This window comes from Tardiphaga sp. 172_B4_N1_3, from assembly GCF_052076035.1.
GTDB classification, from domain to species: Bacteria; Pseudomonadota; Alphaproteobacteria; order Rhizobiales; family Xanthobacteraceae; genus Tardiphaga; species Tardiphaga robiniae.
In genome coordinates, this window is the sequence record NZ_CP197238.1 from 4,779,255 (window position 1) to 4,805,683 (window position 26,429).

Below are 26,429 nucleotides of genomic sequence, written 5' to 3' on the forward strand. Positions count from 1 at the left end.
CGCTGCGACCGCGCGACCTCACATTCAGGCAGAGACTTCGAGATTGACCGGACGCGTGAAGGTGTTGGCGACGGGCGACCACTTCTTGACATGATCGATCAGCGCATCGATCTCGGCCTGCGGAACGCCTTCGCATTCCATGTCGACCTTGATACGCACATCGGTAAAACCGACCGGCTTCTCGCTGATATCGCCGGTGCCCCAGACAGCTGTGATGTTGAGATCGCCTTCGAGCTGCAGTTCGAGTTTGTTGACGGTCCAGCCACGATGCACGGCATTGGCGTGCAGACCGACGGCGATGCAGGAGCCAAGCGCCGCCAATGACGCCTCTGACGGATTCGGCGCAGTGTCGTCGCCGAGCAGCGCCGGCGGCTCATCGACGATGTAAGGCGGCAGGTTGCGGATGTAGTTGGCGTGGCGGAACTTGCCCTCGGCCACCGTCTTGCACTTCAGCGTCTTGATGACATTGGGATTGGCTTTGCCGTTGGCGATCAGCTGTTCGAGCCCGCCTTTGTCGATCGGCGCAAGGCAGCCGGTCAGGGCGGGTTTGGCGGCAACAGCAGTCATTTGGTTTCTCCCTTGGACAATGATAGATACAGAACGTTCTGTAGCTTTGCAGAAAGCATGCCAGTGAGCGCGAAGCCTGAAAGCAACGCGATATCAGTTGGTTGGGTGAATGGCGCAAAATAGGTCGACGGCCAGACTGCCTCTTAACGCGCCAAGCCGGCGTTTGCCCGCTCGAATATTGGTCAGGAACCGATGATCGCTTGCACGTCGCGCGCGGCATGACATATGACAGGGCATGACCGATGCGATGCCGCAGGCCGTCGAAAGCAGTGTTCCGCAGGTGACGCCGCGCGAGCGGCTGATGGTCGCGGCGACAAGGCTGTTCTGCAAAAATGGCATCAATGCCACCGGTATCGACGCCATCGTCAGCGAGGCCGGCACGGCCAAAACCACGCTCTACAAGAACTTCAAATCCAAGGACGATCTGGTCGACGCCGTGCTCAGGGCTGAGAGCGAGACCTGGCGCGGCTGGTTCATTGCGGCCGTGGAACGCGCCAAAACCCCGCGCGAAAAGCTGGATTCGATCTTCCCCGCGCTGAAGAGCTGGTTTGCCGAAGAGACCTATTATGGCTGTGTTTTCATCAATGCAGTCGGCGAGCACGCCAAGGACGAGACCCGGCTGCGCGACATCACGATCCGGCATAAATCATTCATTCTCAAGCACATCTCCGGACTGGCCGAGGCCGCCGGCGCCAAGAAGCCGGACTTTCTCGCGCACCAGATCGGCCTCTTGATGGACGGCGCCATCGTCGCCGCCATGGTGACCCGCGATCCGACCGTGGCAGACGCCGCCGGCATGGCCGCCAATGCCCTGCTCGACGAGGCCTGCGGACCGCCCAAAATCCGCCGCACCCGACGCGCCGGACTGCAAGGCGGCGCCGCCGCTTTGGCCAAGGAAGACCTCAGTGTCGTCGACTGAAATCAGCGGACAAAATCTCGCGCACAAAGAATTGACGAAATATTCAGTTCTTCGTGCTTTTCAGGGCGCACATTCGGATTAAATAGGGTAGAAGCTCGCTCGACTTTAGGATGGTCCGGCAACCGGATCAGCCCTCGTTAAAATTTCCGCGCGATACCAAATCAGGACGCCATCATGTCTCGCCAGGACGCGAACGCCGCCTTTGCACTCTCCTCATTTCTGCAAGGCGCAAACGCCACTTACATCGACGAACTCTATGCCCGTTACGAAAAGGACCCCTCCTCGGTCGATGCCGAGTGGCAGGAGTTCTTCAAGAGCCTGAAGGACTCGCCCGCCGACGTTCAGAAGAACGCCGAAGGCCCGTCCTGGGAGAAGGCCAACTGGCCGCTGACGCCGAAGGACGACCTGACCTCCGCCATGGACGGCAACTGGGCCCAGGTCGAGAAGGTGATGGGTGCCAAGCTCGCCGCCAAGACCGCGCAGCCCGGTGCTGCCGCCCCGACCGGCGACATCAATCAGGCGACCCGCGATTCGGTGCGCGCCTTGATGCTGATCCGTGCCTTCCGCATGCGCGGCCATTTCCACGCCAATCTCGATCCGCTGGGCATCGAAGGCCAGAAGGATCACGAGGAGCTCGATCCGCGCTCCTACGGCTTCACCGATGCCGACTACGACCGCAAGATCTTCCTCGATAACGTCATCGGCCTCGAATACGGCACGCTTCGTGAGATCGTTGCGATCCTGCAGCGCACCTACTGCCAGACCCTCGGCGTCGAGTTCATGCACATTTCCAACCGCGCGCAGAAGGCGTGGATCCAGGAACGCATCGAAGGCCCGGACAAGGAAATCAGCTTCACGCCGGAAGGCCGCCGCGCCATCCTCCAGAAGCTGGTCGAGGCCGACGGCTTCGAGAAGTTTTGCGACGTCAAGTTCACCGGTACCAAGCGCTTCGGCCTCGACGGCGGCGAATCACTGATCCCGGCGCTGGAACAGATTATCAAGCGCGGCGGCAGCCTCGGTGTCCGTGACATCGTCGTCGGCATGCCACATCGCGGTCGCCTGAATGTGTTGACCCAGGTGATGGGTAAGCCGCACCGCGCGCTGTTCCATGAATTCAAGGGCGGCTCGGCCAATCCGGACGAGGTCGAAGGCTCGGGTGACGTCAAGTATCACCTCGGCGCCTCGTCGGATCGCGAGTTCGACAACAACAATATCCATCTGTCGCTGACGGCGAATCCGTCGCATCTTGAAATCGTCGATCCCGTGGTGCTCGGAAAGGTCCGCGCCAAGCAGGACCAGAATGGTGATCCGCCAGACCAGCGCATTTCCGTGCTGCCTCTGCTGATGCATGGCGATGCGGCCTTCGCAGGTCAGGGCGTGGTCGCGGAATGCTTCGCGCTGTCGGACCTGAAGGGCTATCGCACCGGCGGTTCGATCCACTTCATCGTCAACAACCAGATCGGCTTCACCACCTATCCGCGTTACTCCCGTTCGTCGCCCTATCCGTCCGACGTCGCGAAGATGATCGATGCTCCGATCTTCCATGTGAACGGCGACGATCCGGAAGCGGTGGTGTTCGCCGCCAAGATCGCGATCGAGTTCCGGCAGAAGTTCCACAAGCCTGTCGTCATCGACATGTTCTGCTATCGCCGCCACGGCCATAACGAAGGCGATGAGCCGGCGTTCACCCAGCCGGTGATGTACAAGAAGATCGGCGCGCATCAGTCGACGCTGGATATCTATGCCAAGCGCATCATCGCCGATGGCGTGATGACCGAGGGCGAAGTCGATAAGGCGAAGGCCGACTGGCGCGCCCGTCTCGATGCCGAACTCGAAGCCGGCGCCGGCTACAAGCCGAACAAGGCTGACTGGCTCGACGGCAAGTGGGCCGGCTTCAAATATGCCGACCAGGAGGAAGATCCCCGTCGCGGCGTGACCGGCGTCGACGTCAAGACGCTGAAGGAGATCGGCGCCAAGATCACCAAGGTGCCCGATGGTTTCCGCGTTCACCGCACGGTGCAGCGTTTCCTCGACACCCGCGCCAAGGCGATCGACAGTGGCGAAGGCATCGACTGGGCGACCGGCGAGGCGCTGGCATTCTGTACCCTGATGGAAGAAGGCCACCATGTCCGGCTGTCCGGCCAGGACTCGGAGCGCGGCACCTTCTCGCAGCGCCATTCGGTGCTGTTCGACCAGGAAGACGAAAGCCGCTACACGCCGTTCAACCACCTCAAGCCCGACCAGGGTCACTACGAGGTCATCAACTCGCTGCTGTCCGAAGAAGCCGTGCTCGGATTCGAATACGGCTACTCGCTGGCCGAGCCGAAGGCGCTGACCATCTGGGAAGCGCAGTTCGGCGACTTCGCCAACGGCGCACAGGTGCTGTTCGACCAGTTCATCTCCTCGGGCGAACGCAAGTGGCTGCGTATGTCGGGCCTCGTCTGCCTGCTGCCGCATGGCTATGAAGGCCAGGGCCCGGAGCATTCCTCCGCACGCCTTGAGCGTTTCCTCCAGATGTGCGCCGAAGACAACATGCAGGTGGTCTATCCGACTACTCCGGCCAACTACTTCCACATGCTGCGTCGTCAGTTGAAGCGTGAGATTCGCAAGCCGCTGATCGTCATGACGCCGAAGTCGCTGCTGCGCCACAAGCGTGCGGTGTCGAAGCTGAGCGAACTCGGTGCCGACACATCGTTCCATCGCGTGTTGTTCGACGATGCGGAGAAGCTGCCGGACGAGAAGATCAAGCTCACCGCCGACAACAAGATCCGTCGCGTCGTTCTGTGCTCCGGCAAGGTCTATTACGACCTCTACGAGGAGCGCGAGAAGCGCGGCATCGACGATGTCTACCTGATGCGCATCGAGCAGCTCTATCCGGTGCCGCTGAAGACGCTGGTGCAGGAGCTGACCCGCTTCAAGGGTGCGGAATTCGTCTGGTGTCAGGAAGAGCCGCGCAACATGGGCGGTTGGCACTTCATCGAGCCGTATCTCGAATGGGTGCTCAACCAGATCAACGCCACCCACAAGCGTCCGCGTTACGCCGGCCGCGCCGCATCTGCGGCGACCGCCACCGGCCTGATGTCCAAGCATCTCGCCCAGCTCAAGGCCTTCCTCGACGAAGCGCTCGGCTAAGCCTCCATTCTGTTGGCGAATGCCCCGCACCCGCGGGGCATTCGCATATCCCCATTGATTTTAAGTTCAGGCAGGGATGACCGAGCGGGTCGCCACGCCACAAGAGGAAATAGACAATGACTGAAATTCGCGTTCCCACGCTCGGCGAATCCGTGACGGAAGCCACCATCGGCCGCTGGTTCAAGAAGGCTGGCGATGCCGTCGCCGTTGACGAGCCGTTGGTCGAACTCGAGACCGACAAGGTCACGATCGAAGTGCCCGCGCCGTCCGCTGGCGTACTCGGCGAAATCGTTGCCAAGGATGGCGAGACCGTCGCTGTCGGCGCACTGCTCGGCCAGATCACCGATGGCGCCGGTGGCGCCAAACCGGCTGCTGCTCCTGCGAAGCCCGCTGCCCCGACTCCGGCCGCTGCACCTGCCGCTGCTGCGCCTGCTCCCGCTCAGAAGTCCGCACCCGTCGATGCGCCACTGGCGCCGTCGGTCCGCAAGATCTCGGCAGAGAGCGGCATCGATGCCGCCACCGTCCCCGGCTCGGGCAAGGATGGCCGCGTGACCAAGGGCGACATGCTCGCTGCGATCGAAAAGGCTGCGTCGGCACCGACGCCGATCAATCAGTCTGCCGCCGCCGTGCAGGTACGTGCGCCGTCACCCGCTGACGATGCTGCCCGCGAAGAGCGCGTGAAAATGACGCGCCTGCGTCAGACCATCGCGCGCCGCCTCAAGGACGTGCAGAACACCGCCGCGATGCTGACGACTTTCAACGAGGTCGACATGACCAACGTGATGGCGCTGCGCTCGCAGTACAAGGATGTGTTCGAGAAGAAGCACGGCACCAAGCTCGGCTTCATGGGCTTCTTCACCAAGGCCTGCGTGCAGGCGTTGAAGGATATTCCGGCCGTGAACGCCGAGATCGATGGCTCCGACCTGATCTACAAGAACTACTATCACGTCGGCGTCGCCGTCGGCACCGACAAGGGCCTCGTGGTCCCCGTGGTGCGCGATTGCGATACCAAGTCGATCTCCGACATCGAAAAGACCATTGCAGATTTCGGCAAGCGCGCCCGTGACGGTCAACTCAAGATCGACGAAATGCAAGGTGGCACCTTCACCATCACCAATGGCGGCATCTACGGCTCGCTGATGTCGACGCCGATCCTGAACGCACCGCAGTCGGCCATCCTCGGCATGCACAAGATCCAGGAACGTCCGGTCGTGGTCGGCGGCAAGATCGAGATCCGCCCGATGATGTATCTGGCGGTGTCCTACGATCACCGCGTGATCGACGGCAAGGAAGCCGTGACCTTCCTCGTCCGCGTCAAGGAAAGCCTGGAAGATCCAGCCCGTCTCGTTCTGGATCTCTAACCCGAGGTCGCCATGGCGTTCGGACCGACCCCTCCGCCAATTCAGGCCCACCTTTGCGTCAAGGGTGGGCTTGAGGCCATTGCCTTCTATGAGAAGGCGCTTGGCGCGAAGTGTTCGTTCCACGCAATGGCCGACGACGGCAAGCGGGTCATGCACGCCAATCTCGAAATGTTCGGCAGCGAAGTTATGCTGCATGACGAATTTCCCGAGTTTGGTGGCCACATCCTGTCGCCGCAGACCCGCGGCGGCGCTGGCATGACGATCAATATCAATCTGCCCAAGCCTGAAGATGTCGACGCCGCGATCGCCCGCGCGGAAACATCGGGAGCAGAAGTCGTGATGGCGCCTCAGGATGTTTTTTGGGGTGCCCGCTACGGTACCATTCGCGATCCATTCGGACACATCTGGTCCTTCAACGCCGCACTCACCGGGAGCGACGCATGAGCGACAACGTCATCATCATTACCGGCGGAAGCCGCGGCATCGGTCGTTCCACCGCGCTGCTGGCGGCCTCACGTGGCTTCAAGGTCGTGGTCGGCTATGCCAGCAACGAAGCGGCCGCGAATGAGGTTGTTTCAAAGATCGAAGCGACCAACGGCAAGGCCATCGCGGTGAAATGCGATGTCGGCTCCGAGGCTGACATTCTTGCGCTGTTCAAGGCAGCGGACGCCTTTGGTCCTCTCGGCGCCCTGGTCAACAATGCCGGCATTGTCGGCCCTTCCATCCGCGTCGATCAGATGACTGCCGAACGCATCGCCAACATGATGACGGTGAATGTCACCGGAAGCATTCTCTGCGCCCGCGAAGCCGTGAAGCGGATGTCGACCAAGCATGGCGGCAAGGGTGGCGTCATCGTCAATCTGTCATCGGTAGCCGCCAAACTGGGTGCGCCGAACACTTATGTCGACTATGCCGCGTCGAAAGGCGCGATCGATTCCTTCACCATCGGATTGGGATACGAAGTCGCAGCCGAAGGGATTCGCGTTGCCGGCATTCGGCCCGGTCTGATCGATACTGATATCCACGCATCAGGCGGCGAGCCGGATCGCGCGCATCGTCTGTCCGTCAACGTCCCGATGAAGCGCGTCGGTACTGCGGATGAAGTTGCCAATGCCATCGTCTGGTTGCTCTCGGACGAGGCTTCTTACGTTACATCCACCATTCTCGACGTGTCCGGTGGCCGCTGAGGCCCTGACGCCCCATATCATCTGAAGACAATACAGGACTGCATCATGGCTTCTTACGACCTCGTTGTTATCGGCACCGGACCCGGTGGTTATGTCTGCGCGATTCGCGCGGCCCAGCTCGGCATGAAGGTCGCCGTCGTCGAGAAGAACAGCACGCTGGGCGGTACGTGCCTGAACATCGGCTGCATGCCCTCGAAGGCTTTGCTCTATTCGTCGGAGCTTTTTGAGGAAGCCGGCCACTCCTTCGCCAAGATGGGCATCAAGGTGTCCGCCCCGACGCTCGATCTTCCGGCGCTGATGAACTTCAAGCAGCAAGGCATCGACGGCAACGTCAAGGGTGTCGAATTCCTGATGAAGAAGAACAAGATCGACGTCGTGATGGGCACCGGCCGTGTGCTCGGCACCGGCAAGGTCGAAGTCAGCGGCGCCGACGGCAAGGCCCAGACGCTGGAGACAAAGAACATTGTCATCGCTACCGGCTCTGACGTCGCCAAGCTGAAGGGCATCGAGATCGACGAGAAGCGCATCGTGTCGTCGACCGGCGCACTGTCCCTCGACAAGGTGCCGGAGAAGATGATCGTGGTCGGCGCCGGCGTGATCGGCCTCGAACTCGGCTCGGTGTGGCGCCGCCTCGGCGCCGAAGTCACCGTCGTGGAATTCCTCGACCGTATCCTGCCCGGCATGGATGGCGAAGTCGCTAAGCAGTTCCAGCGCATGCTCGAGAAGCAGGGCATGACCTTCAAGCTCGGCGCCAAGGTCACCGGCGTCGATACGTCCGGTAAGAAACTGAAGGCGCAGATCGAGCCAGCCGCGGGCGGCGCTGCCGAGTCCATCGAAGCCGACGTGATTCTCGTGGCGATCGGACGCGTGGCTTACACCGAAGCACTTGGCCTCAAGGAAGCTGGCGTCGAACTCGACGAGCGCGGCCGCGTCAAGATCGACCATCACTTCTCAAGCAATGTGAAGGGCGTCTACGCTATCGGCGACGTCGTCGCGGGCCCGATGCTGGCGCACAAGGCGGAAGACGAAGGCGTTGCCTGCGCCGAGATTCTTGCAGGTCAGGCTGGTCATGTGAACTATGACGTAATCCCGGGCGTCGTCTACACCACGCCGGAAGTCGCCGCCGTCGGCAAGACCGAGGAAGAGCTCAAGGCTGCCGGTATCGCTTACAATGTCGGCAAGTTCCCGTTCACGGCCAATGGCCGCTCCAAGGTCAACCAGACCACCGATGGTTTCGTGAAGATTCTCGCAGATGCGAAGACCGATCGCGTGCTCGGCGTGCATATGATCGGCCGCGAAGTCGGCGAAATGATCCACGAGGCCTGCGTGCTGATGGAATTCGGCGGTTCCGCCGAAGATCTGGCCCGCACCTGCCATGCCCATCCGACCCGCTCCGAGGCGGTGAAGGAAGCTGCATTTGCAGTAGCCAAGCGCGCTATCCATATGTGAGTCACGGCCGGCGCGACGCCGGCTGGGAGACAAACGCCATGATGCGACGCGTGCTGCAGCCGCTATGGTTCTTCCTGGCCTTGATCTTCCTGATCGAGGCGTGGCTGTGGGATCATCTCGAACCGGTCGTCGCACGCATCGTTGCAGCGATTCCGCTGCGCGCATTCAAGGAATGGCTGGCCGCGCGGATCGCGCGGCTGTCGCCGATGTTGACGCTGGCCGTGTTTATTATTCCGGCGATCCTGCTGTTTCCGTTGAAGCTGGCCGGCGCCTGGCTGCTCATGCATCAGTATTGGATCAGCGCTTTCGCGCTCATCGTGTTCAGCAAGTTTCTCGGCGTCGGCGTCGCCGCGTTCATCTTCGATGTGACGCGGCCGAAGCTGCTGCAGATGAACTGGTTTCGGAAGCTCTACGAATTCGTTCTCGACATCCGCCGCCGGGCTGGCGAATTGGTCGCGCCTGTGACTGCAAGAATCAAGGCGGCGATGGCGGTGTTCCGCTCCAATTCATCATCGCGTTGGATGCGGCTGGTACAACGGCTGCGTCATCGGGCGCATTCGGCGCGGTAGACCGAACGGGAGAGCAACTTGGCTGAACTGGCACGCATCCAAACTCCCCTTCTCGATATTGCTTATGAACATAGCGGACCGAATGACGGCCTACCCGTCCTGCTGATGCATGGTTTTCCCTATGACATCAGAGGCTATGACGACGCGGTCGACATCATCAACGCCGCTGGCTTCCGCACCATCGTGCCCTATCTGCGTGGCTATGGGCCAACGCGGTTTCTTTCCAGCGCGACCATCCGCTCGGGGCAACAGGCTGCGCTCGGACAGGATCTGCTGGAGCTGATGAACGCGCTGCGTATCGGCAAGGCTGTTGTCGCAGGCTATGACTGGGGCGGGCGCGCGGCCTGCGTCGTCTCCGCGCTATGGCCCGAACGCGTACACGGTCTCGTCAGTTGCACCGGCTACAACATCCAGGACCTGACGAATGCGGCGCGGCCATCCGCTCCCGAGCAGGAAGCGCGACAGTGGTATCAGTATTATTTCCATACCGAACGCGGCCGCAACGGCCTGATCCAGAACCGCGACGCACTAGCCAAACTGCTCTGGAAGATGTGGTCGCCGAGCTGGGCGTTCGACGACGCGACATTCGAGCGCTCGGCATCGGCCTTCGACAACGATGACTTCGTCGATGTGGTCGTGCACTCTTATATGCACCGTACCGGCAGCGTCGCCGGCGATCCGAATTATGCTTTTCTGGAGACCCAGCTTGCGGCGCAGCCGAAGATCGATGTCCCGACTATCGTTCTGCACGGCGCTGACGATGGTATTGGACCCGTAAGGAATTCCGAGAATCACGGCCAGTATTTTACGGGCCCTTACGAGCGCCGCGTCATCGCGGGCGTTGGCCACAATGTACCGCAGGAAGCGCCCAAGGCCTTTTCCGAAGCGGTCCTGCAGCTATGCCGGACCGCTTCGGCTTAAGTCGTTACATGAGATGAACCGCATGCGGCGCGAACAGGCCGATCGCGGTAAAGGCGACGCCGGCAATTGCCAGTGCACCTGATACCCAGGCCAGCGCGATCATGCCGGTGATGATCGTGGCCGACGCCAGCACAATGCCGATCTGGAATGCGGCGGAGGCCACTTCATAGTGATGATAACGCGCCATTGCGAGGTCGCGCGCGTGCTCGGCTTCCTTGGCACGGGCGGCGAGTTGTTCGGAGCCTTCGCCAGTCTCCGGCTCGGAGCGGTAACGATCCGCGGTCTTCTTCCAGTCGTCGATCTGCTTGGACAGTGCGGCCTTGGCGGCATCGTCACCCATCAGGCCGAGGCTGAGCCTGGCCTGGTCCGATGTCGCCTGAACGACGGTGCGGCGGATGCTTTTGGCCTGGAAGAACGCCCAGAGGTTGGATGCCTCGACGTTCTTGCTGATGGATTCGGTTTGCGCGCCCTTGCCGAGGGTTTCCGAGAACGCCAGAAACAGCGCGATCACGGCAATCAGCAGTGCAATATTCTTGTTCGAGCCGGACGCATGCTCGGCATGCTCCGCGTGCTCCATACTTTCGTGCGCACCCATCGTAATCCCCTCCGGTTGGTCGATGTGTCGATTTGACCGAACCGCGGCGACTTCGCAAGGGGCAGCTCATGACACTTCTACTACAGCTGGGGTTTGCCTGGCCCTACGCTCGCGGGTGTGCGGTCTTGTAGACCTCGAACAACCGCTCGGTGTCGATGCCGGTATAGATCTGTGTGGTCGACAGCGAGGCGTGGCCGAGCAATTCCTGGATCGCGCGGAGGTCACCACCGCGAGTCAGCAGATGGGTGGCAAAGGAATGGCGCAGCGCGTGCGGCGTGGCGCTGTCGGGCAGGCCGAGCGCGCCGCGCATCCGCTCCATGGTCAACTGGATGATCCGGGGACTGAGCGGGCCGCCCCGCGCACCGACAAACATCGGTCCTTCGGCAGGCAGCGGGTGCGGACACTGCGCCGCATAGTCGGCGATGAGCTCCAGCACATTCTGCAACACGGGTACCATGCGGGTCTTGTTGCCTTTGCCATTGACGATCAGTACGTCACCGGCACCGGGTGCCGGCACATCGCGGCGCGACAGACCAAGGGCTTCGGAGATACGCAAGCCCGAACCATACAGCAATGCCATGACTGCGGCGTCGCGCGCCCAGATCCACGGATCGCGATTTTCGCCCGCGCGCTCATCCGCATCGGCGAGGCGCTTGGCCGAGACCATCTGCAACGGTTTCGGCAGGCTCTTGCCGATTTTCGGCGCGCGAATCGCGGACAACGCACCGACATTGCCCTTGCCTTCGCGCTCTAGAAAACGACCGAATGACCGTAGACCGGCCAGCGCGCGCATCAGCGAGCGGCCGCCGATATCATCGCCGCGCCGCGCCGCCATGAAGGCACGGACATCGCTGGTCTCCAGCTTGGCGAAACGCGGCAGCGAGACGAGCGCGCCCCAGTGTTCGGCGAGAAATGTCAGAAACTGCCGGACGTCGCGCGCATAGGCTTCGAGCGTCTTTGGCGACAGCCGCCGCTCGGCGCGGAGATGTGACAGCCACCGCGTCATCTGCAGCGAGACGTCGGCATCCGCACAGATGAGGTCGATCGGCGCCGGCCCACCTGATTTGGCTTCGGCTGGTTTCTTGTCGGAAAGCTTGGCCATCGGGATGCCTTGCAGTTCGCGGTACGCGAACGGGCGGAGATTATCACACCCTGCTCGTTTCACTTTGGTGAATTTCGATCGACATGTCGTAGGCGGCCTCTTCGTCCTCGGCCATGCCAACAGGACGCCGGCCATCGGCAATCGCATCGGCGATGTCGTTGCGCAGGCCGGCCTTGATCGCGATGTCATGATGCGCAACCCACTCATATTGCTGGGTCCATTCGCGTGCGGTGATCAGGATGATCATTTCGCTGAGCCGCGGCGCCAGTACGCTCTTGAACCTGAGATGATCGCCCATCGCCTTGGCGCGCAGCATCACTTCCGGGCTGCGAATCAGCGGCACGAAGGGGCCACGGACCTCGTAGCCCCGGCCGCCGGCGAACTCCTCGGCGGCTCTCTTCTGCGCTTCGGTGTATTTGTCGGCCGGGATCGGCGGCATCCGGTCCTGCGCCAGGGCAGGTATCACGACGGCGGAAAACATAACGAATGAGGCGATTGCCCCGGCGAGCCTGTGGCCCATGAAGGGTCTCCCTTTGGCTTATTGTTTTTGTTTCATTGTCGCGGCGGCCCATCGGTCATAAGACCGGGCCACACGGCCGGCACTGGTCCGGCCCGCACCGCGAGCTTAGGTTAGCGGATACCCCATTTCGAGTCTGATTCCGCCGATGGACGAAGCTGCGCGCACCAAAACATCGTCTGGCGTCGTTGACGTGCTGGTGCCGGTCGCGCTGAACCAGGCTTATTCCTATCGCGTGCCTCGTGGCCTCGATCTGCAGCCCGGCGATGTCGTCAGCGTGCCACTCGGCGCCCGCGAGGTGATCGGCGTGGTCTGGGCAGAAAATGCCAATCCCGACCCCCGCCTGCACAACCGCCTGAAAGAGGTTGGCGAAAAATTCGATGTCCCCCCGCTGAAGCAGGAATTGCGCAGCCTGGTCGACTGGGTGGCGAATTACACTCTGTCCGCACGCGGCATGGTCATGAAGATGACGCTGCGGATGGGCGAGCATCTCGGCCCAGAGCGAGTGCGCATGGGCGTCCGCCTGGTCGGCGAAGTGCCCAAGCGCATGACCTCGGCACGCGCACGGCTGATCGAGATCCTATCGGACGGGTTGCTGCACGCGAAGTCTGAGGCAGCCAAGGAGGCCGGCGTCAGCGCAGGCGTAATCGACGGCCTCGTCGATGAAGGCACGCTTGCTATTGAAGCCATGCCCCGCGCGCTGCCGCCGCCAGCGCCTGATCCCACCTTCGCCGAACCAGACTTTTCAGATGACCAGGCCGTCGCGGCTGAGGCGATGCGGACCTTCGCCGCCAAGGGAGATTTTCACGCCGCCCTGCTCGACGGTGTCACCGGCTCCGGCAAGACCGAGGTGTATTTCGAGGCGGTTGCCGAGGTGATCAGGCGCGGCGAACAGGTGCTGATCCTGATGCCCGAAATTGCGCTGACGGGGCAATTCCTGGAGCGCTTCTCAAAACGCTTCGGCGTGCGGCCGCTGGAGTGGCATTCCGAACTGACACCGCGCACCCGCGCGCGCAACTGGGCGTCGATCGCCAATGGCGAGGCCCATGTCATCGTCGGTGCGCGTTCGGCGCTGTTTCTGCCTTACGCGAAACTCGGCCTGATCATCGTCGATGAGGAACATGACCAAGCCTACAAGCAGGACGAAGGCGCGCATTACCACGCCCGCGATATGGCGGTGGTGCGCGCATCGATTGCGAAGATCCCCATCGTGCTCGCTTCTGCCACGCCATCGGTCGAGTCCGAGGTCAACGCGCGCAAGGGGCGCTATCAGCGCATCGCTCTGCCATCGCGCTTCGGCGGCCAGCACATGCCGCATATCGAAGCCATCGACCTGCGCCGCGAAGGGCCGATGCGCGGCCGCTTCATCGCACCGCGCCTCGCCGGGAAAATCCAGATCGCCATCGAGCGCAAGGAACAGGCGCTGCTGTTCCTCAATCGCCGCGGTTATGCGCCGCTGACGCTGTGCCGCGGCTGCGGACACCGGTTTGCCTGCACGATCTGCGATGCGTGGTTGGTCGATCATCGCTTTCGGCAGCGGTTGGTGTGCCACCACTGCGGTTTCTCGATGCATCGCCCGCATCAATGCCCGCATTGCCAGGCCGAAGAATCGCTGGTCGCCGTTGGCCCGGGCGTCGAGCGCTTGCAGGAGGAAGCGGCGAGCCTGTTCCCGGACGCGCGCACCATGGTGCTGTCGAGCGATCTTATTACGTCGATCGATGCGATGCGCACGGAGCTGGCCGAGATCGCAGAGGGCCGTGTCGATGTCATCATCGGCACGCAACTCGTGGCCAAGGGCCATAACTTCCCGCGGCTCAATCTGGTTGGCGTCATCGACGCCGATCTAGGCCTCGGCAATGGCGATCCGCGCGCCGCGGAGCGCACCTATCAGATGCTCAATCAGGTCATCGGCCGCGCCGGACGTGAACAGGGCCGCGGCATCGGCTATCTGCAGACCCATCAGCCGGAACATCCGGTGATGAAGGCGCTGATCGCAAACGACCGCGAAGCGTTTTACGCCAGCGAGATCGAGGCCCGCGAGCGCGCGGGCTATCCACCCTTCGGTCGACTGGCGAGCCTGATCATCTCAGGCGGGGAGCGGCCAACCACGGAGGGCTATGCGCGCAAGCTCGCCGCCGTAGCACCGATCGACGAGCGCATCATGGTGCTCGGCCCCGCCGAAGCACCGCTCGCCGTGATCAAAGGCCGCTATCGTTTTCGCCTGCTGGTGAAGTCGGCGCGCAATGTCGACCTGTCGCACTATCTCCGCGACTGGCTGGCGCACGGCCCAAAGCCTACAGGCAACCTAAAGCTCGAAGTCGATGTCGATCCGCAGAGCTTTCTTTGAGCTTCGTCATTCCGGAAGGCTCACTCTTGCGAGCGAACCTGGAATGACGGTGTGAATTGACAACGCAAAAACAAAAAAAGCCTGCTGTCTTTTGATGACAGCAGGCTCTTTTACTCAACGCTTACTCTACTCAATACACACACAACGCTACTGAACTTGGAAGATCAGGGACGCGACGCGTTTGTCTTGCTTACATGACTTCCGCAACGACGCGGCCGACGCCACGCCCAGTCAAACCGATCGCGCTCGCTGCGCCTTTCGACAGGTCGAGTACGCGGCCACGGATGAATGGTCCGCGATCATTGACGGTGACGACAACGCTGCGACCGCCATGGGTCACGCGCAGCTTGGTGCCGAACGGCAGCGAACGATGCGCGGCGGTCATCGCATTCTGATTGAAGCGCTGACCCGACGCGGTGCGGCTGCCGGACTCATTGCCGTAATAAGACGCAACGCCAGAGAAGCTACGGCCGCCGGTGGTCGGCGCGATCGACGCATTGGCATCGAACAGCGACGGCGAAGCCTTGGCGACGTGATGGTGCTTGTGGTGATGGCGATGGTGCCGGGATTTGGCCGAAGCCTCTGAAACCGTTCCCCCGAGAACAAGAGCGGCAGTCATGACAGCGATTGCCGTACGCGGCCGGGCGATAGCGCCCAGCGTCGATTTTCCGTAACGCAGCATAAGTTGTTGTCCCTCAGACAGTATTGCCACAAATGTGGCAAGTGGACCCCCGTCCCAATTTCATTGGCTGAGCGTTTGACGACGTAATGAGGCGTAAAATAGGCAACGCAATCGTTCCATGACCAGATGAAATATCTTGTGATGGAACAGAACATGCCTAATGAGCCGCTTTAATGAATTTTTAACTATTAAATATACTGCACATTACATAACTATACTGAATAGCTAAGTGATCGCCGTGCATGGATAGCATTCGGTAAGTAAATGTTAAGCAGTCCGAAACGGTGACATGAAACGCGCACGCCGCGCTGCCCGCCGCGATTTCAATTGCCGACTCACCGTACTCGACGTTGCGTGATTCAAAAGAATCGGCACCGTGTACCGTCATGCGGAATAAGAAATTCCGCCTCGGAGATGGACGATGAACACTCCGTCAGCGACCCGATTGGCGCGTCACATCTCCCTGAAATGATTCTTTGCGAGGGCCTGCGACAAGGCATCATCAAACGCTTTCGTCGCGTTGCACCAGCGCGCGGGCTATGTTAGCAAAGCCGCGATTTGAACGGGTCACGACATTTTGTTGTGACCTAAAAATCGAAGTCCCGCTTGAATTCCAAGGACTTGGATCGCTAGGCGCCACATTCAGGCGATAGTTATTCCCTTGCGAGTTTGACAGCCTGAAGAGCGCAATTCGTGGCAACACAAGATCCGTCGGTTTCGGGAATGTCCGGTCGTTATGCAACGGCTCTGTTTGAGCTGGCGCGTGACGAAAAGTCCGTCGATGCGGTGAAGGCCGATCTCGACAAATTCGCAGCGATGCTGGCCGACAGCGCCGACCTGGCGCGACTGGTTCGCAGTCCGGTGTTCTCTGCCGAGATTCAGGGCAAGGCCCTCGCTTCGGTTCTGGAGAAAGCCGGAATTACCGGCATCACCGCCAACTTTCTCAAGGTCCTCACCGCCAACCGCCGCCTGTTCGCCATTGGCGACGTGGCCCGCGGCTTCAATGCGCTGGTAGCCAAGTTTAAGGGCGAAGCCACGGCTGACGTCACCGTCGCCGAGCCGCTCAGTGACAAGAATCTCGACGCTCTCAAGACCGCGCTGAAGTCAGTGACGGGCAAGGACGTCGCGCTCAACGTGAAAGTCGATCCGTCCATCATCGGCGGGCTTGTCGTTAAGCTCGGCAGCCGCATGGTGGACAGCTCGCTTCGCACCAAACTCAACTCGATCAAGCACTCGATGAAAGAGGCAGGCTGATGGACATCCGCGCCGCAGAAATTTCCGCGATCCTCAAAGACCAGATCAAGAATTTCGGCCAGGAAGCTGAAGTTTCTGAAGTCGGACAGGTGTTGTCCGTCGGCGACGGCATTGCCCGCGTCTACGGCCTCGACAACGTCCAGGCTGGTGAAATGGTCGAATTCGAGAACGGCACCCGCGGCATGGCGCTGAACCTCGAAACCGACAACGTCGGTGTCGTTATTTTCGGCGCTGACCGCGAAATTAAAGAAGGCCAGACTGTTAAGCGCACCCGTTCGATCGTGGACGCGCCGGTTGGCAAGGGTCTGCTCGGCCGCGTGGTCGACGCGCTCGGCAATCCGATCGATGGCAAGGGTCCGATCCAGGCCGACAAGCGTATGCGCGTCGACGTCAAGGCACCGGGCATCATTCCGCGCAAGTCGGTCAACGAGCCGATGGCAACCGGCCTGAAGTCGGTCGACGCTCTGATCCCGGTCGGCCGTGGCCAGCGCGAGCTGATCATCGGTGACCGTCAGACCGGCAAGACCGCAATCGCGCTCGACACCATCCTGAATCAGAAGTCGCTGAACGTTGCTGGCGCTCCCGAGAGCCAGAAGCTGTACTGCGTGTACGTCGCCGTCGGTCAGAAGCGTTCGACCGTCGCTCAGTTCGTGAAGGTGCTCGAAGAGCAGGGTGCGATGGAATACTCCGTCGTCGTCGCTGCGACCGCTTCCGATCCGGCTCCGATGCAGTATATCGCGCCGTTCACCGGCTGCACGATCGGCGAATTCTTCCGCGACAACGGCATGCACGCCGTCATCATCTATGATGATCTCTCGAAGCAGGCCGTTGCTTACCGCCAGATGTCGCTGCTGCTGCGCCGTCCGCCAGGCCGCGAAGCCTATCCGGGCGACGTGTTCTATCTTCACTCGCGTCTGCTCGAACGCGCTGCGAAGCTCAATGATTCCCAGGGCAATGGTTCGCTGACGGCGCTGCCGGTCATCGAAACCCAGGCCAACGACGTGTCCGCCTACATTCCGACCAACGTGATTTCGATCACTGACGGTCAGATCTTCCTTGAAACCGATCTGTTCTTCCAGGGCATCCGCCCTGCCGTGAACGTCGGTCTGTCCGTGTCGCGCGTCGGCTCCGCCGCGCAGACCAAGGCGATGAAGAAGGTCGCCGGCAAGATCAAGGGTGAGCTCGCGCAGTACCGCGAGATGGCGGCCTTTGCGCAGTTCGGCTCGGACCTCGACGCTTCGACCCAGCGCCTGCTGAACCGCGGCGCACGTCTGACCGAACTCCTGAAGCAGCCGCAGTTCTCGCCGCTGAAGATGGAAGAGCAGGTTTGCGTGATCTGGGCCGGCACCAACGGCTATCTCGACACTCTGCCGATCGCCAAGGTTCGGGGCTTCGAAGACGGTCTTCTGTCGCTGCTGCGCGGCAAGAACGTCGAGATCCTCAACGCGATCCGCGACAGCCGCGATCTCAAGGATGACGTCGCCGCCCAGCTCAAGGCCGTCGTCGAAGGCTTCGCGAAGACCTACGCTGCTTAATACTGTCAATGAATGGCCGGCTCCCGCCGGCCATTCGCGTTGATGTCCGGCACGAGGTCGGGCGTTTCGAACGAGAGGTTCGCGATCGGCCAAACGGCCAGATCGCCGGGGTGGACTGAGAATGGCCTCACTTAAAGACATGCGCGTCCGCATCGCCTCGACCAAGGCGACGCAGAAGATCACCAAGGCGATGCAGATGGTCGCAGCGTCGAAGCTGCGTCGTGCGCAGACCGCTGCCGAAGCTGCACGTCCTTACGCCGAGAAGATGGATACCGTGATCGCCAGCATTGCCGGCGCTACAACGGCAGGCTCCGGCCCGGCGCTGCTCGTCGGCACCGGCAAGGATCAGGTTCATCTGCTGCTGGTCTGCACCGGCGAGCGTGGCCTGTGCGGCGCTTTCAATTCCTCGATCGTCCGTCTGGCGCGCGAACGCGCACTGGCGCTGATGAACCAGGGCAAGACGGTCAAATTCTTCTGCGTTGGCCGCAAGGGCTACGAGCAACTGCGCCGTAACTTCGACAAGCAGATCGTCGGTCATCTCGAACTGCGTTCGGTGCGTCAGCTCGGCTTCGTCAATGCCAACGACATCGCCAAGAAGGTTCTCGAACTCTTCAACACTGGCGAATTCGACGTCTGCACGCTGTTCTATTCCCGCTTCAAGTCGGTGATCGCGCAAATCCCGACCGCCCAGCAGATCATTCCCCTGGTGGTCGAGGCGCCTAAAGCCGATGCCGGCCCAACGCCGAGCTACGACTACGAGCCTGCCGAAGATGAGATCCTCGACGGCCTGCTGCCGCGCAATCTTGCGGTGCAGATCTTCCGCGCTCTGCTCGAGAACAACGCTTCGTTCTACGGCGCGCAGATGAGCTCGATGGACAACGCTACGCGCAACGCCGGCGACATGATCCGCAAGCAGACATTGATCTACAACCGCACCCGCCAGGCGATGATTACGAAGGAGCTGATCGAAATCATCTCCGGCGCCGAGGCGATCTAACAACAACCTTCCGGCCTCATGGGCCGCCGTTCAAGTTTCGGACTTCCGAGTCCTTGAAGTTTATGGAGAAGTTTTCATGGCCGCATCCGCCAACCAGACCGGACGTATCACCCAGGTCATCGGCGCCGTCGTCGACGTGCAGTTCGAAGGCTACCTGCCCGCAATTCTGAACGCGATCGAAACCAAGAACGGTGGCAACCGCCTGGTTCTCGAAGTCGCCCAGCATCTCGGCGAATCGACCGTCCGCACCATCGCGATGGACACCACTGAAGGTCTGGTCCGCGGTCAGGAAGTCACCGACACTGGCTCGCCGATCCAGGTTCCAGTTGGCGTCGGCACCCTTGGCCGTATCATGAACGTGATCGGCGAGCCGATCGATGAAGGCGGTCCGATCGCTTCGGAAGGCAACCGCGCTATCCATCAGGAAGCGCCGATGTATACCGAGCAGTCCACCGAGGCTGAAATTCTCGTCACGGGCATCAAGGTCGTCGATCTGCTTGCGCCTTACGCCAAGGGCGGCAAGATCGGCCTGTTCGGCGGCGCCGGCGTCGGCAAGACGGTTCTCATTCAGGAACTGATCAACAACGTCGCGAAGGCGCACGGCGGCAACTCGGTGTTCGCCGGCGTCGGCGAGCGTACCCGCGAAGGTAACGATCTCTATCACGAGTTCATCGAGTCCAAGGTGAACGCCGATCCGCACAATCCGGATCCGGCCGTGAAGTCGAAGTGCGCTCTCGTGTTCGGCCAGATGAACGAGCCTCCGGGCGCCCGCATGCGCGTTGCTCTGTCCGGTCTGACCGTCGCCGAGCACTTCCGCGATCAGGGCCAGGACGTGCTGTTCTTTATCGACAATATCTTCCGCTTCACCCAGGCAGGTTCGGAAGTGTCGGCGCTGCTCGGCCGCATTCCTTCGGCGGTGGGTTACCAGCCAACTCTCGCGACCGACATGGGCGCGCTGCAGGAGCGTATCACCACCACGCATAAGGGTTCGATCACCTCGGTGCAGGCCATCTACGTTCCGGCCGACGACTTGACCGATCCGGCGCCCGCGACCTCGTTCGCCCATTTGGACGCGACGACCGTGCTCAACCGTGCGATTTCGGAAAAGGGCATCTACCCCGCAGTGGATCCGCTCGACTCCACCTCGCGCATGCTGTCCCCGCTGATCGTCGGCCAGGAGCACTACGAGACCGCGCGTATGGTTCAGCAGGTGCTGCAGAAGTACAAGTCGCTGCAGGACATCATCGCCATTCTCGGCATGGACGAACTGTCGGAAGAGGACAAGCTGGCCGTGGCCCGCGCCCGCAAGATCGAGCGCTTCCTGTCGCAGCCGTTCTTCGTCGCTGAAATCTTCACGGGTTCGCCGGGCAAGTTCGTCGAGCTCGCCGACACCATCAAGGGTTTCCGCGCGATCTGCGAAGGCAAGTACGATCATCTGCCGGAAGCCGCCTTCTACATGGTCGGTGCGATCGAAGAAGCCGTCGAGAAGGGCAAGAAGCTGGCTGCGGAAGCCGCTTGATCAAAGAAGATTGCCGCTGTCGGGCTCTGCCCGGCAGCGGATTGAATTGTTCCGACTGCAGATTCTGACTGATAGACCGCGGACCGTGTTCGCGGGTGACAGCCAAGAGAGTAGCTACCGATGGCCACGTTCCACTTCGATCTCGTCTCGCCGGAAAAGCTCGCTTTCACAGGCGAAGTCGAGCAGGTCGATATCCCGGGCGCTGAGGGTGATGTCGGCGTGATGGCCGGCCACGCACCTGTGGTGATTGCGTTGCGTCCGGGCATCATGACTGTCACCAACGGTGGCAAGCATGAGAAGATCATTGTGCTCGGCGGCCTTGCCGAAGTCTCGGACAAGGGCTTGACGGTTCTTGCTGACGTCGCGACGTCGATCGCCGAGCTGGACCGCGAAGCTTTCGCCAAGGACATCGCCGAGATGGAAGAGAAGCTGGCCGAGAAGGAAGGCTCCGCTCTGGACCGCGCCATCGAGCGCCTCGACCACTTCAAGGTCATCCAGCAGCACATCACCTCAACGGCGATGCACTAAGCGCTATAGCCCGGGTAGCGCTTCGTTTCGTCAGGGCTTGGCTTCAGACAAATTTCGCGAAACTCTCGGCCACGGCGCGATAGACCTCCCGCCGGAACGGCACCACGAGATCCGCGACGCGATCCAGCCGCTCCCAACGCCAGGCGTCGAATTCAGGCGGTTGACCGTTGCGCGGCGTGAGCGGATCGACTTCGGCATCATCCCCGGTGAATTTCAGTGCAAACCACTTCTGCCGTTGCCCGCGGAACTGCGCAAAGCGATGGCTGGGGTTCTCGAACGGGATGAAGTCGTAGGTCATCCAGCCGGTCTCGCCGAGATAGTCGGCATGGCTGACGCCAGTCTCTTCCCATAATTCGCGCATCACGGCGACGCGAGGATCTTCGTCGGGATCGATACCACCCTGAGGCATCTGCCATTCCAGGCCCGGCAGGATGATCTCTGGCCCGTCATCCTTGAAACGGCGGCCGATCAGAACTTTGCCGTCGGCATTGAACAGTGCGACGCCCACATTGGGGCGATAGGGCCGGTTGTCCGTCATTCCAGTACTAGCCGTCCGCCAGACCGGCAAATTCCTTCACCACCCGCTCATAGACGGGGCGCTTGAACGGCACGATCAGCTCCGGAAGGTTCTTCATCGGCTCCCAGCGCCAATTGATGAACTCGGCCTTGTGGCCACCCGGGGGATGCGTGACGTTGATTTCCTTGTCATCGCCGGTGAAGCGTACGGCGAACCATTTCTGCCGCTGGCCGCGATAGCGACCCTTCCAGGCCCGCCCGGCCACCGTGCGGGGAATGTCGTAGATCAACCAGTCCGGCACTTCGCCGAGCTTCTCGACCGATTGGACACTGGTTTCTTCATAGAGCTCGCGCTTGGCTGCCTCCCAGGTGTCCTCACCGGGATCGACGCCGCCCTGCGGCATCTGCCAGACATGCATGTCATCGACGTGCTCGATACCGCCGGCACGTCGACCGATAAAGACGAGCCCTTGCGGGTTGATCAGCATCATTCCGACACAAGTTCGATAGGGCAGGTCTTCGTAGCGCGCCATTCCGTCAATGCCTCTCGCGTCCGTTCGAGCACTCTTTACGCAGCGATTCGACCTTGCTGAATCGCAGCGATTCGGCCGTGCCGAATTCACCCTAGCCCAAAGACGCTAGCTTGATTTTGATTTCAGCATCGCGGTTGTCAATGGCACCAGCATGACCCCGCGGCTTTCAAGGGTTTTTGCCCAGGCGCTGATACGTTCGATCGAGATCGGCAGCGCCGAAGCGACGCCGACAGCCACACCCCGCTCCTTGGCCAGCCCCTCGAGCCGCGCCAGCGCCTTGTCGATGTCTGCGGAGGTCGGGACCGCGTCGATGGCGACATCGGAGCGTGCGAAGGGCATGCCCTGCCCTTCGGCGGCTGCGGCGGCAACGCTGCGCGGCGTCGAGCCATCGTCGAACAATGCAAGCCCGCGCTTGCTGGCCTCGCGTGCAATCGGCTGCATGGCCGTATCCGTGGCGATGAAGCGCGCGCCCATGAAATTGGCCACGCCGACATAGCCCTGGAAGCGGCTCATATGCCACATCATGCGATCGAGGTTCTGCTCGGCCGTAGCCGAGGACAACAGCGTCTGCGGGCCGGGATCGTTGTCAGGATAGTCGAACGGCTCCATCGGCAGCTGCAGCAGCACCTCGTGGCGCTGCGCACGGGCGCGCTCGACCAGTTTGCCGGGATCCGAGCCATAGGGCGTGAAGCCCAGCGTCACGGCCGGCGGCAGCTTCATGATGGCATCGGTGGTCTTGGCTGCACCAACGCCGAGGCCCCCAATGACGATGGAAATGCTCGGCATCTTCATCGCCCTGGCGCGCTCGGCCTCGGAACCGGCGGCATAGGCCGTCACCGGCTTCAGCGCGCCGATGGCGATCGGCACCATGCCGTGGCGGGATTTCTCCAATAGTTTCTGATCAATACCCGTCATAACCGGCGGCGGTGCATCGACCGCAGCGCTGTCCGAGCCCTCGCTGGACACCACGACGTCCTTACGAGCGCCGCTGGAGCCATCAATGATGGTGATGGTCTTCTGGCCGGGAGCCTCAGGCGCCTTGGCCGTCTCGGGCGTACCGTGCTTGACCTCGACCGGAGGCTTCGCAGCAGCCTTGTCCTCGGTCGCGGCGGGCGCCTTGATCGCGACACGCGCAACCGGCTCGCCGCCCATCGGGTTATTGTTGAAGATGGCAACGCCGCCAAAACCGAGCAGCAGCAGGGCAAGGATCGTGGCAAGCGCCTGTGTTCCGGAAAAAGGCAGCCGGAACCGCCGCTTACGCGTCGATTTTTGTCCAAGCGGGGCGCTTAGATCGTCCGCCGACACTGCCATGGATCTCCCGAATCAGCCGACCGGACAATAACACGCCCGGTCGTGGCCACGGCAGCCGGAAGGACATCGGATACCTTTGGGAGGATTCCAACAAAAAGGGCGACCCGAAGGCCGCCCTTTCCGCAGAATTGATGCGTATTCGCCGATCAGTTCGGCTTGGCGGCCGCCTTATCGTCTGCTGGCTTGTCCGCAGCAGCAGCGGCTCCCGGCGGCGGCGTGATGATTGCGTTCGACGTCACCTTGATGCCATGGAGCAAATCGGCAGCGGCCTTCAACGCCTTGTCATTCTTGGCATCCGGCGGCACATAGGACTGCGAACCGGTCTTCTCGTCGCCATCGTTCTTCAGATGGCCACGGAGCGAAGCCTCGCCCTTGATGTCGCGGGACTTCAGCTCATCCGGCACATCCTGCACGATCTCGATGTCCGGGACGATACCCTTGGCCTGGATCGACTTACCCGACGGCGTGAAGTAACGCGCCGTGGTCAGACGCAGCGCACCGTTGCCGGAGCCCAGCGGGATGATGGTCTGCACCGAGCCCTTACCAAACGAGCGCGTACCGATCGTGGTCGCACGCTTGTGATCCTGCAGCGCGCCAGCGACGATTTCCGATGCCGAAGCCGAACCGCCATTGATCAGCACGACCACCGGCTTGCCCTTGGTCAGATCGCCAGCATGCGCCGTGCGGCGCTGGGTTTCTTCAGCGTTACGACCGCGGGTCGAGACGATCTCGCCACGCTCGAGGAACGCGTCGGAAACGGTGACGGCTTCTTCAAGCAGACCGCCGGGATTGTTGCGGAGGTCGATGATGTAACCCTTGACCTTGTCAGCACCGATCGCCGCGGTCTGGGCCGCGATCTCGCGCTTCAGGCCTTCGGTGGTCTGCTCGTTGAAGGTCGTGATGCGGATGTAAGCGATATCGTCGCTTTCAACGCGAGCACGCACCGAGCGAACACGGATGTTGTCGCGCACGAGGGTGACGTCGAGCGGATTGTCCTGACCCTTGCGGATGATCTTCAGCTTGATCTTCGTATTGACCGGACCGCGCATCTTCTCGACGGCCTGGTTCAGGGTGAGCCCCTGCACGGCTTCCTCGTCGAGACTGGTGATGATGTCGTTGGCCATGATACCGGCCTTCGATGCCGGGGTATCGTCGATCGGCGACACCACCTTGATCAGGCCGTCTTCCATGGTGACTTCGATGCCGAGACCGCCGAACTCACCGCGGGTCTGCACCTGCATGTCGCGGAAGCTCTTGGCGTCCATGTAGCTGGAATGCGGATCGAGACCGGTGAGCATGCCGGAGATCGCCGACTCGACCAGCTTGCTGTCGTCGGGCTTCTCGACATAGTCGCTGCGGACGCGCTCAAACACGTCGCCGAACAGGTTGAGCTGGCGGTAGGTATCCGAGGTCGCTGCGCGGGCACTGGTGCCCATGAACACGGCGCGTGGCTGAGTCACGAAGAGCGTCAAGGCGGCGCCAGTGGCAGCACTCAGCAGAATTATGGAAGTCTTGCGCATCATCCGCGAACCTTTTCGCCTTCGTTAGCGGCCCACCATGGGCCTGGATCAATGGGAGTCCCGTCTTTCCGGAACTCGATATAAAGCACAGGCTGGCTGGCATTGGCCGCAAGGACGGATGCTACCCGGGATGTTGATCCCATGACAGCGATCGGTTCCCCGGTAAGGACGAACTGACCAATGTTCACCGAAATACGCTCCATCCCGGCGATCAAGACATGATACCCGCCCCCGGCATTGAGGATCAAGAGTTGTCCATAGCTACGGAACGGACCGGAATAAACAACCCAGCCGTCACACGGTGTTGTGACCTGCGCACCCGCCCGTGCGGCCAGTGACATGCCCTTTTCGACGCCACCCACACCGTCGGAACCGCCGAAATTGCGAATTTTAACCCCGTTGACCGGAAGTGCGAGCATGCCCTTTGCCGACGCAAAGGCGATCGCCGGACTGAGCCGGCCGGGATCCTTGAAGGCGCCGATATTTGGCTTGCCGTTGCTGAGCGCCGCCGGCGTGCCCTGCAGACTGGCTGTGGCCGCTGCCTTCGCCGCCGCCTTGGAGTCCTGCTCCATCTTCGCGATCAGGCCCTGCAGACTGTCGACCTGACGGGACAACGTCAGCGCGCGCGCGGCTTCCGCTTCCATGTCCTTTTCCGCAGCCGACTGCTGCTTCTGGCGCTCCTCGGTAAAGGACGCGAGGCGTGTCTGTTCTTCCTTCAGCTTGTCGCGATCGCCGGCAAGCTGATCGCGCTCGGTCGAGATCGCCTTGCGCAAATTCACGAGTTCGCTGAGGTCAGCCACCAGTTGCTCGGCGCGCGCGCGCATCTCGGGCACAACGGAGCCGAGCAGCATCGCGGTGCGCAGCGACTTCAGCGCGTCTTCGGGACGCACCAGCAAAGCCGGCGGCGCACGGCGGCCGGCGCGCTGCAAGGCGGACAACACTTCGACGATTTCGCCGCGGCGCGATTCCAGCGTACCGCGGATCTTCTGCTCGCGCGCATCCAACGGCCGCAATCGTACTTCGGCATCGTCGATCCGGGTTTCGACGCTGCGGACGCGGGCGGCAATATCGATGAGCTGCTGACTGAGCTTGCCGCGATCCTGTCCGATCGCCGCGATATCGGCTTTCAATTTCGCCTGCAGCTCCGCAGCGCTCTTCTGCTGCGCGCGGACCGCTTCAAGCTCCTGCTCGCGTTGACGAATGATATCGGGTGACGGCGCATTGACCTGCTGGATCGGCGTAGCGGTTTGCGCCCGGACCGAGGTCGTCATCAAACCTGCAAGAAAACCTGCAACAGTCGCAGGTACAAGAGTTGCTGATAGTGCCATCATCGACAACGACGATGCGTTCGACATCCCGCGGCGAACG

The 26,429-nt window shown here is 61.6% G+C and carries 24 protein-coding genes; 14 read left to right on the forward strand and 10 right to left on the reverse strand.

Annotated elements, in window-relative coordinates:
* Positions 1–24 precede the first annotated feature (24 nt).
* The gene (locus AB7783_RS22600) at positions 25–567 is read right to left on the reverse strand and encodes an OsmC family protein (RefSeq protein WP_441278851.1); all 543 of its coding nucleotides are present in this window, start codon (positions 565–567) and stop codon (positions 25–27) included.
* Between the two features lie 235 nt (positions 568–802).
* Here AB7783_RS22600 and AB7783_RS22605 point away from each other — a divergent pair, with 235 nt between their 5' ends.
* The 8 genes from AB7783_RS22605 (at position 803) to AB7783_RS22640 (ending at position 10,105) form a co-directional block, all read left to right on the forward strand.
* Entirely contained in the window at positions 803–1,486 is a 684-nt protein-coding gene (locus AB7783_RS22605) for a TetR/AcrR family transcriptional regulator (protein ID WP_120287622.1), read from the forward strand.
* 174 nt (positions 1,487–1,660) lie between these two features.
* Positions 1,661–4,618, forward strand: a complete 2,958-nt coding sequence (locus tag AB7783_RS22610; protein WP_093757752.1) for a 2-oxoglutarate dehydrogenase E1 component — start codon at positions 1,661–1,663, stop codon at positions 4,616–4,618.
* A gap of 116 nt (positions 4,619–4,734) precedes the next feature.
* Entirely contained in the window at positions 4,735–5,979 is a 1,245-nt protein-coding gene (odhB, locus tag AB7783_RS22615) for a 2-oxoglutarate dehydrogenase complex dihydrolipoyllysine-residue succinyltransferase (protein ID WP_441231048.1), read from the forward strand.
* Between the two features lie 12 nt (positions 5,980–5,991).
* The gene (locus AB7783_RS22620) at positions 5,992–6,423 is read left to right on the forward strand and encodes a VOC family protein (RefSeq protein ID WP_441231049.1); all 432 of its coding nucleotides are present in this window, start codon (positions 5,992–5,994) and stop codon (positions 6,421–6,423) included.
* The gene (locus AB7783_RS22625) at positions 6,420–7,166 is read left to right on the forward strand and encodes an SDR family oxidoreductase (protein ID WP_441231050.1); all 747 of its coding nucleotides are present in this window, start codon (positions 6,420–6,422) and stop codon (positions 7,164–7,166) included. Before AB7783_RS22620 ends, AB7783_RS22625 begins: the two co-directional genes overlap by 4 nt.
* A 45-nt stretch (positions 7,167–7,211) precedes the next feature.
* Positions 7,212–8,615 carry a dihydrolipoyl dehydrogenase gene (gene lpdA, locus AB7783_RS22630; RefSeq protein ID WP_120287627.1) on the forward strand — a complete coding sequence of 468 codons (1,404 nt, stop codon included), beginning with the start codon at positions 7,212–7,214 and terminating at the stop codon, positions 8,613–8,615.
* Between the two features lie 38 nt (positions 8,616–8,653).
* A complete protein-coding gene (locus tag AB7783_RS22635) occupies positions 8,654–9,184 on the forward strand; it encodes a hypothetical protein (RefSeq protein ID WP_441278852.1) in 531 nt (176 codons plus the stop codon).
* A 27-nt stretch (positions 9,185–9,211) separates the two neighbouring features.
* Complete coding sequence (locus AB7783_RS22640) at positions 9,212–10,105, forward strand: alpha/beta fold hydrolase (RefSeq protein ID WP_441228979.1); 894 nt, start codon at positions 9,212–9,214, stop codon at positions 10,103–10,105.
* A 4-nt stretch (positions 10,106–10,109) separates the two neighbouring features.
* On the opposite strand, the gene AB7783_RS22645 is transcribed toward AB7783_RS22640, so the two are convergent.
* The 3 genes from AB7783_RS22645 to AB7783_RS22655 form a co-directional block, all read right to left on the reverse strand.
* Positions 10,110–10,700 carry a DUF4337 domain-containing protein gene (locus tag AB7783_RS22645; protein WP_068730131.1) on the reverse strand — a complete coding sequence of 197 codons (591 nt, stop codon included), beginning with the start codon at positions 10,698–10,700 and terminating at the stop codon, positions 10,110–10,112.
* Between the two features lie 103 nt (positions 10,701–10,803).
* Positions 10,804–11,802 carry a tyrosine recombinase XerC gene (locus tag AB7783_RS22650; protein ID WP_441228288.1) on the reverse strand — a complete coding sequence of 333 codons (999 nt, stop codon included), beginning with the start codon at positions 11,800–11,802 and terminating at the stop codon, positions 10,804–10,806.
* 43 nt (positions 11,803–11,845) lie between these two features.
* The gene (locus AB7783_RS22655; protein WP_441278853.1) at positions 11,846–12,322 is read right to left on the reverse strand and encodes a hypothetical protein; all 477 of its coding nucleotides are present in this window, start codon (positions 12,320–12,322) and stop codon (positions 11,846–11,848) included.
* Between the two features lie 145 nt (positions 12,323–12,467).
* Between AB7783_RS22655 and AB7783_RS22660 the strand changes: the two genes are divergently transcribed.
* Complete coding sequence (locus tag AB7783_RS22660) at positions 12,468–14,666, forward strand: primosomal protein N' (RefSeq protein ID WP_441278854.1); 2,199 nt, start codon at positions 12,468–12,470, stop codon at positions 14,664–14,666.
* 190 nt (positions 14,667–14,856) lie between these two features.
* Here AB7783_RS22660 and AB7783_RS22665 read toward each other — a convergent pair whose 3' ends face one another.
* Entirely contained in the window at positions 14,857–15,348 is a 492-nt protein-coding gene (locus AB7783_RS22665) for a septal ring lytic transglycosylase RlpA family protein (protein ID WP_175369293.1), read from the reverse strand.
* Between the two features lie 693 nt (positions 15,349–16,041).
* Between AB7783_RS22665 and AB7783_RS22670 the strand changes: the two genes are divergently transcribed.
* The 5 genes from AB7783_RS22670 to AB7783_RS22690 all read left to right on the forward strand — a co-directional run bounded on the left by AB7783_RS22670 (position 16,042) and on the right by AB7783_RS22690 (position 21,181).
* Positions 16,042–16,602 carry a F0F1 ATP synthase subunit delta gene (locus AB7783_RS22670; RefSeq protein WP_089263247.1) on the forward strand — a complete coding sequence of 187 codons (561 nt, stop codon included), beginning with the start codon at positions 16,042–16,044 and terminating at the stop codon, positions 16,600–16,602.
* Positions 16,602–18,137, forward strand: coding sequence for a F0F1 ATP synthase subunit alpha (gene atpA, locus AB7783_RS22675; protein ID WP_068730144.1), 1,536 nt, complete (start codon positions 16,602–16,604; stop codon positions 18,135–18,137). Before AB7783_RS22670 ends, atpA begins: the two co-directional genes overlap by 1 nt.
* A gap of 121 nt (positions 18,138–18,258) precedes the next feature.
* Positions 18,259–19,134, forward strand: coding sequence for a F0F1 ATP synthase subunit gamma (locus AB7783_RS22680; protein WP_068730146.1), 876 nt, complete (start codon positions 18,259–18,261; stop codon positions 19,132–19,134).
* A gap of 76 nt (positions 19,135–19,210) precedes the next feature.
* Positions 19,211–20,653, forward strand: a complete 1,443-nt coding sequence (atpD, locus tag AB7783_RS22685; RefSeq protein ID WP_089263243.1) for a F0F1 ATP synthase subunit beta — start codon at positions 19,211–19,213, stop codon at positions 20,651–20,653.
* A 120-nt stretch (positions 20,654–20,773) separates the two neighbouring features.
* A complete protein-coding gene (locus tag AB7783_RS22690) occupies positions 20,774–21,181 on the forward strand; it encodes a F0F1 ATP synthase subunit epsilon (protein ID WP_093757757.1) in 408 nt (135 codons plus the stop codon).
* Between the two features lie 43 nt (positions 21,182–21,224).
* On the opposite strand, the gene AB7783_RS22695 is transcribed toward AB7783_RS22690, so the two are convergent.
* From AB7783_RS22695 to AB7783_RS22715, 5 genes are all read right to left on the reverse strand, one after another.
* Positions 21,225–21,719: an RNA pyrophosphohydrolase gene (locus AB7783_RS22695; protein WP_439078783.1), complete on the reverse strand. Its 495-nt coding sequence runs from the start codon at positions 21,717–21,719 to the stop codon at positions 21,225–21,227.
* A gap of 7 nt (positions 21,720–21,726) precedes the next feature.
* On the reverse strand, positions 21,727–22,230 hold the full coding sequence (locus AB7783_RS22700) for an RNA pyrophosphohydrolase (RefSeq protein ID WP_068730156.1): 504 nt from the start codon (positions 22,228–22,230) through the stop codon (positions 21,727–21,729).
* Between the two features lie 105 nt (positions 22,231–22,335).
* Positions 22,336–23,541, reverse strand: coding sequence for a divergent polysaccharide deacetylase family protein (locus tag AB7783_RS22705; RefSeq protein ID WP_441278855.1), 1,206 nt, complete (start codon positions 23,539–23,541; stop codon positions 22,336–22,338).
* 146 nt (positions 23,542–23,687) lie between these two features.
* Complete coding sequence (locus tag AB7783_RS22710; protein ID WP_120287632.1) at positions 23,688–25,064, reverse strand: S41 family peptidase; 1,377 nt, start codon at positions 25,062–25,064, stop codon at positions 23,688–23,690.
* Positions 25,061–26,332, reverse strand: a complete 1,272-nt coding sequence (locus tag AB7783_RS22715; RefSeq protein WP_441278856.1) for a murein hydrolase activator EnvC family protein — start codon at positions 26,330–26,332, stop codon at positions 25,061–25,063. The genes AB7783_RS22710 and AB7783_RS22715 overlap by 4 nt, the downstream gene beginning before the upstream one ends.
* Positions 26,333–26,429: the final 97 nt, after the last annotated feature.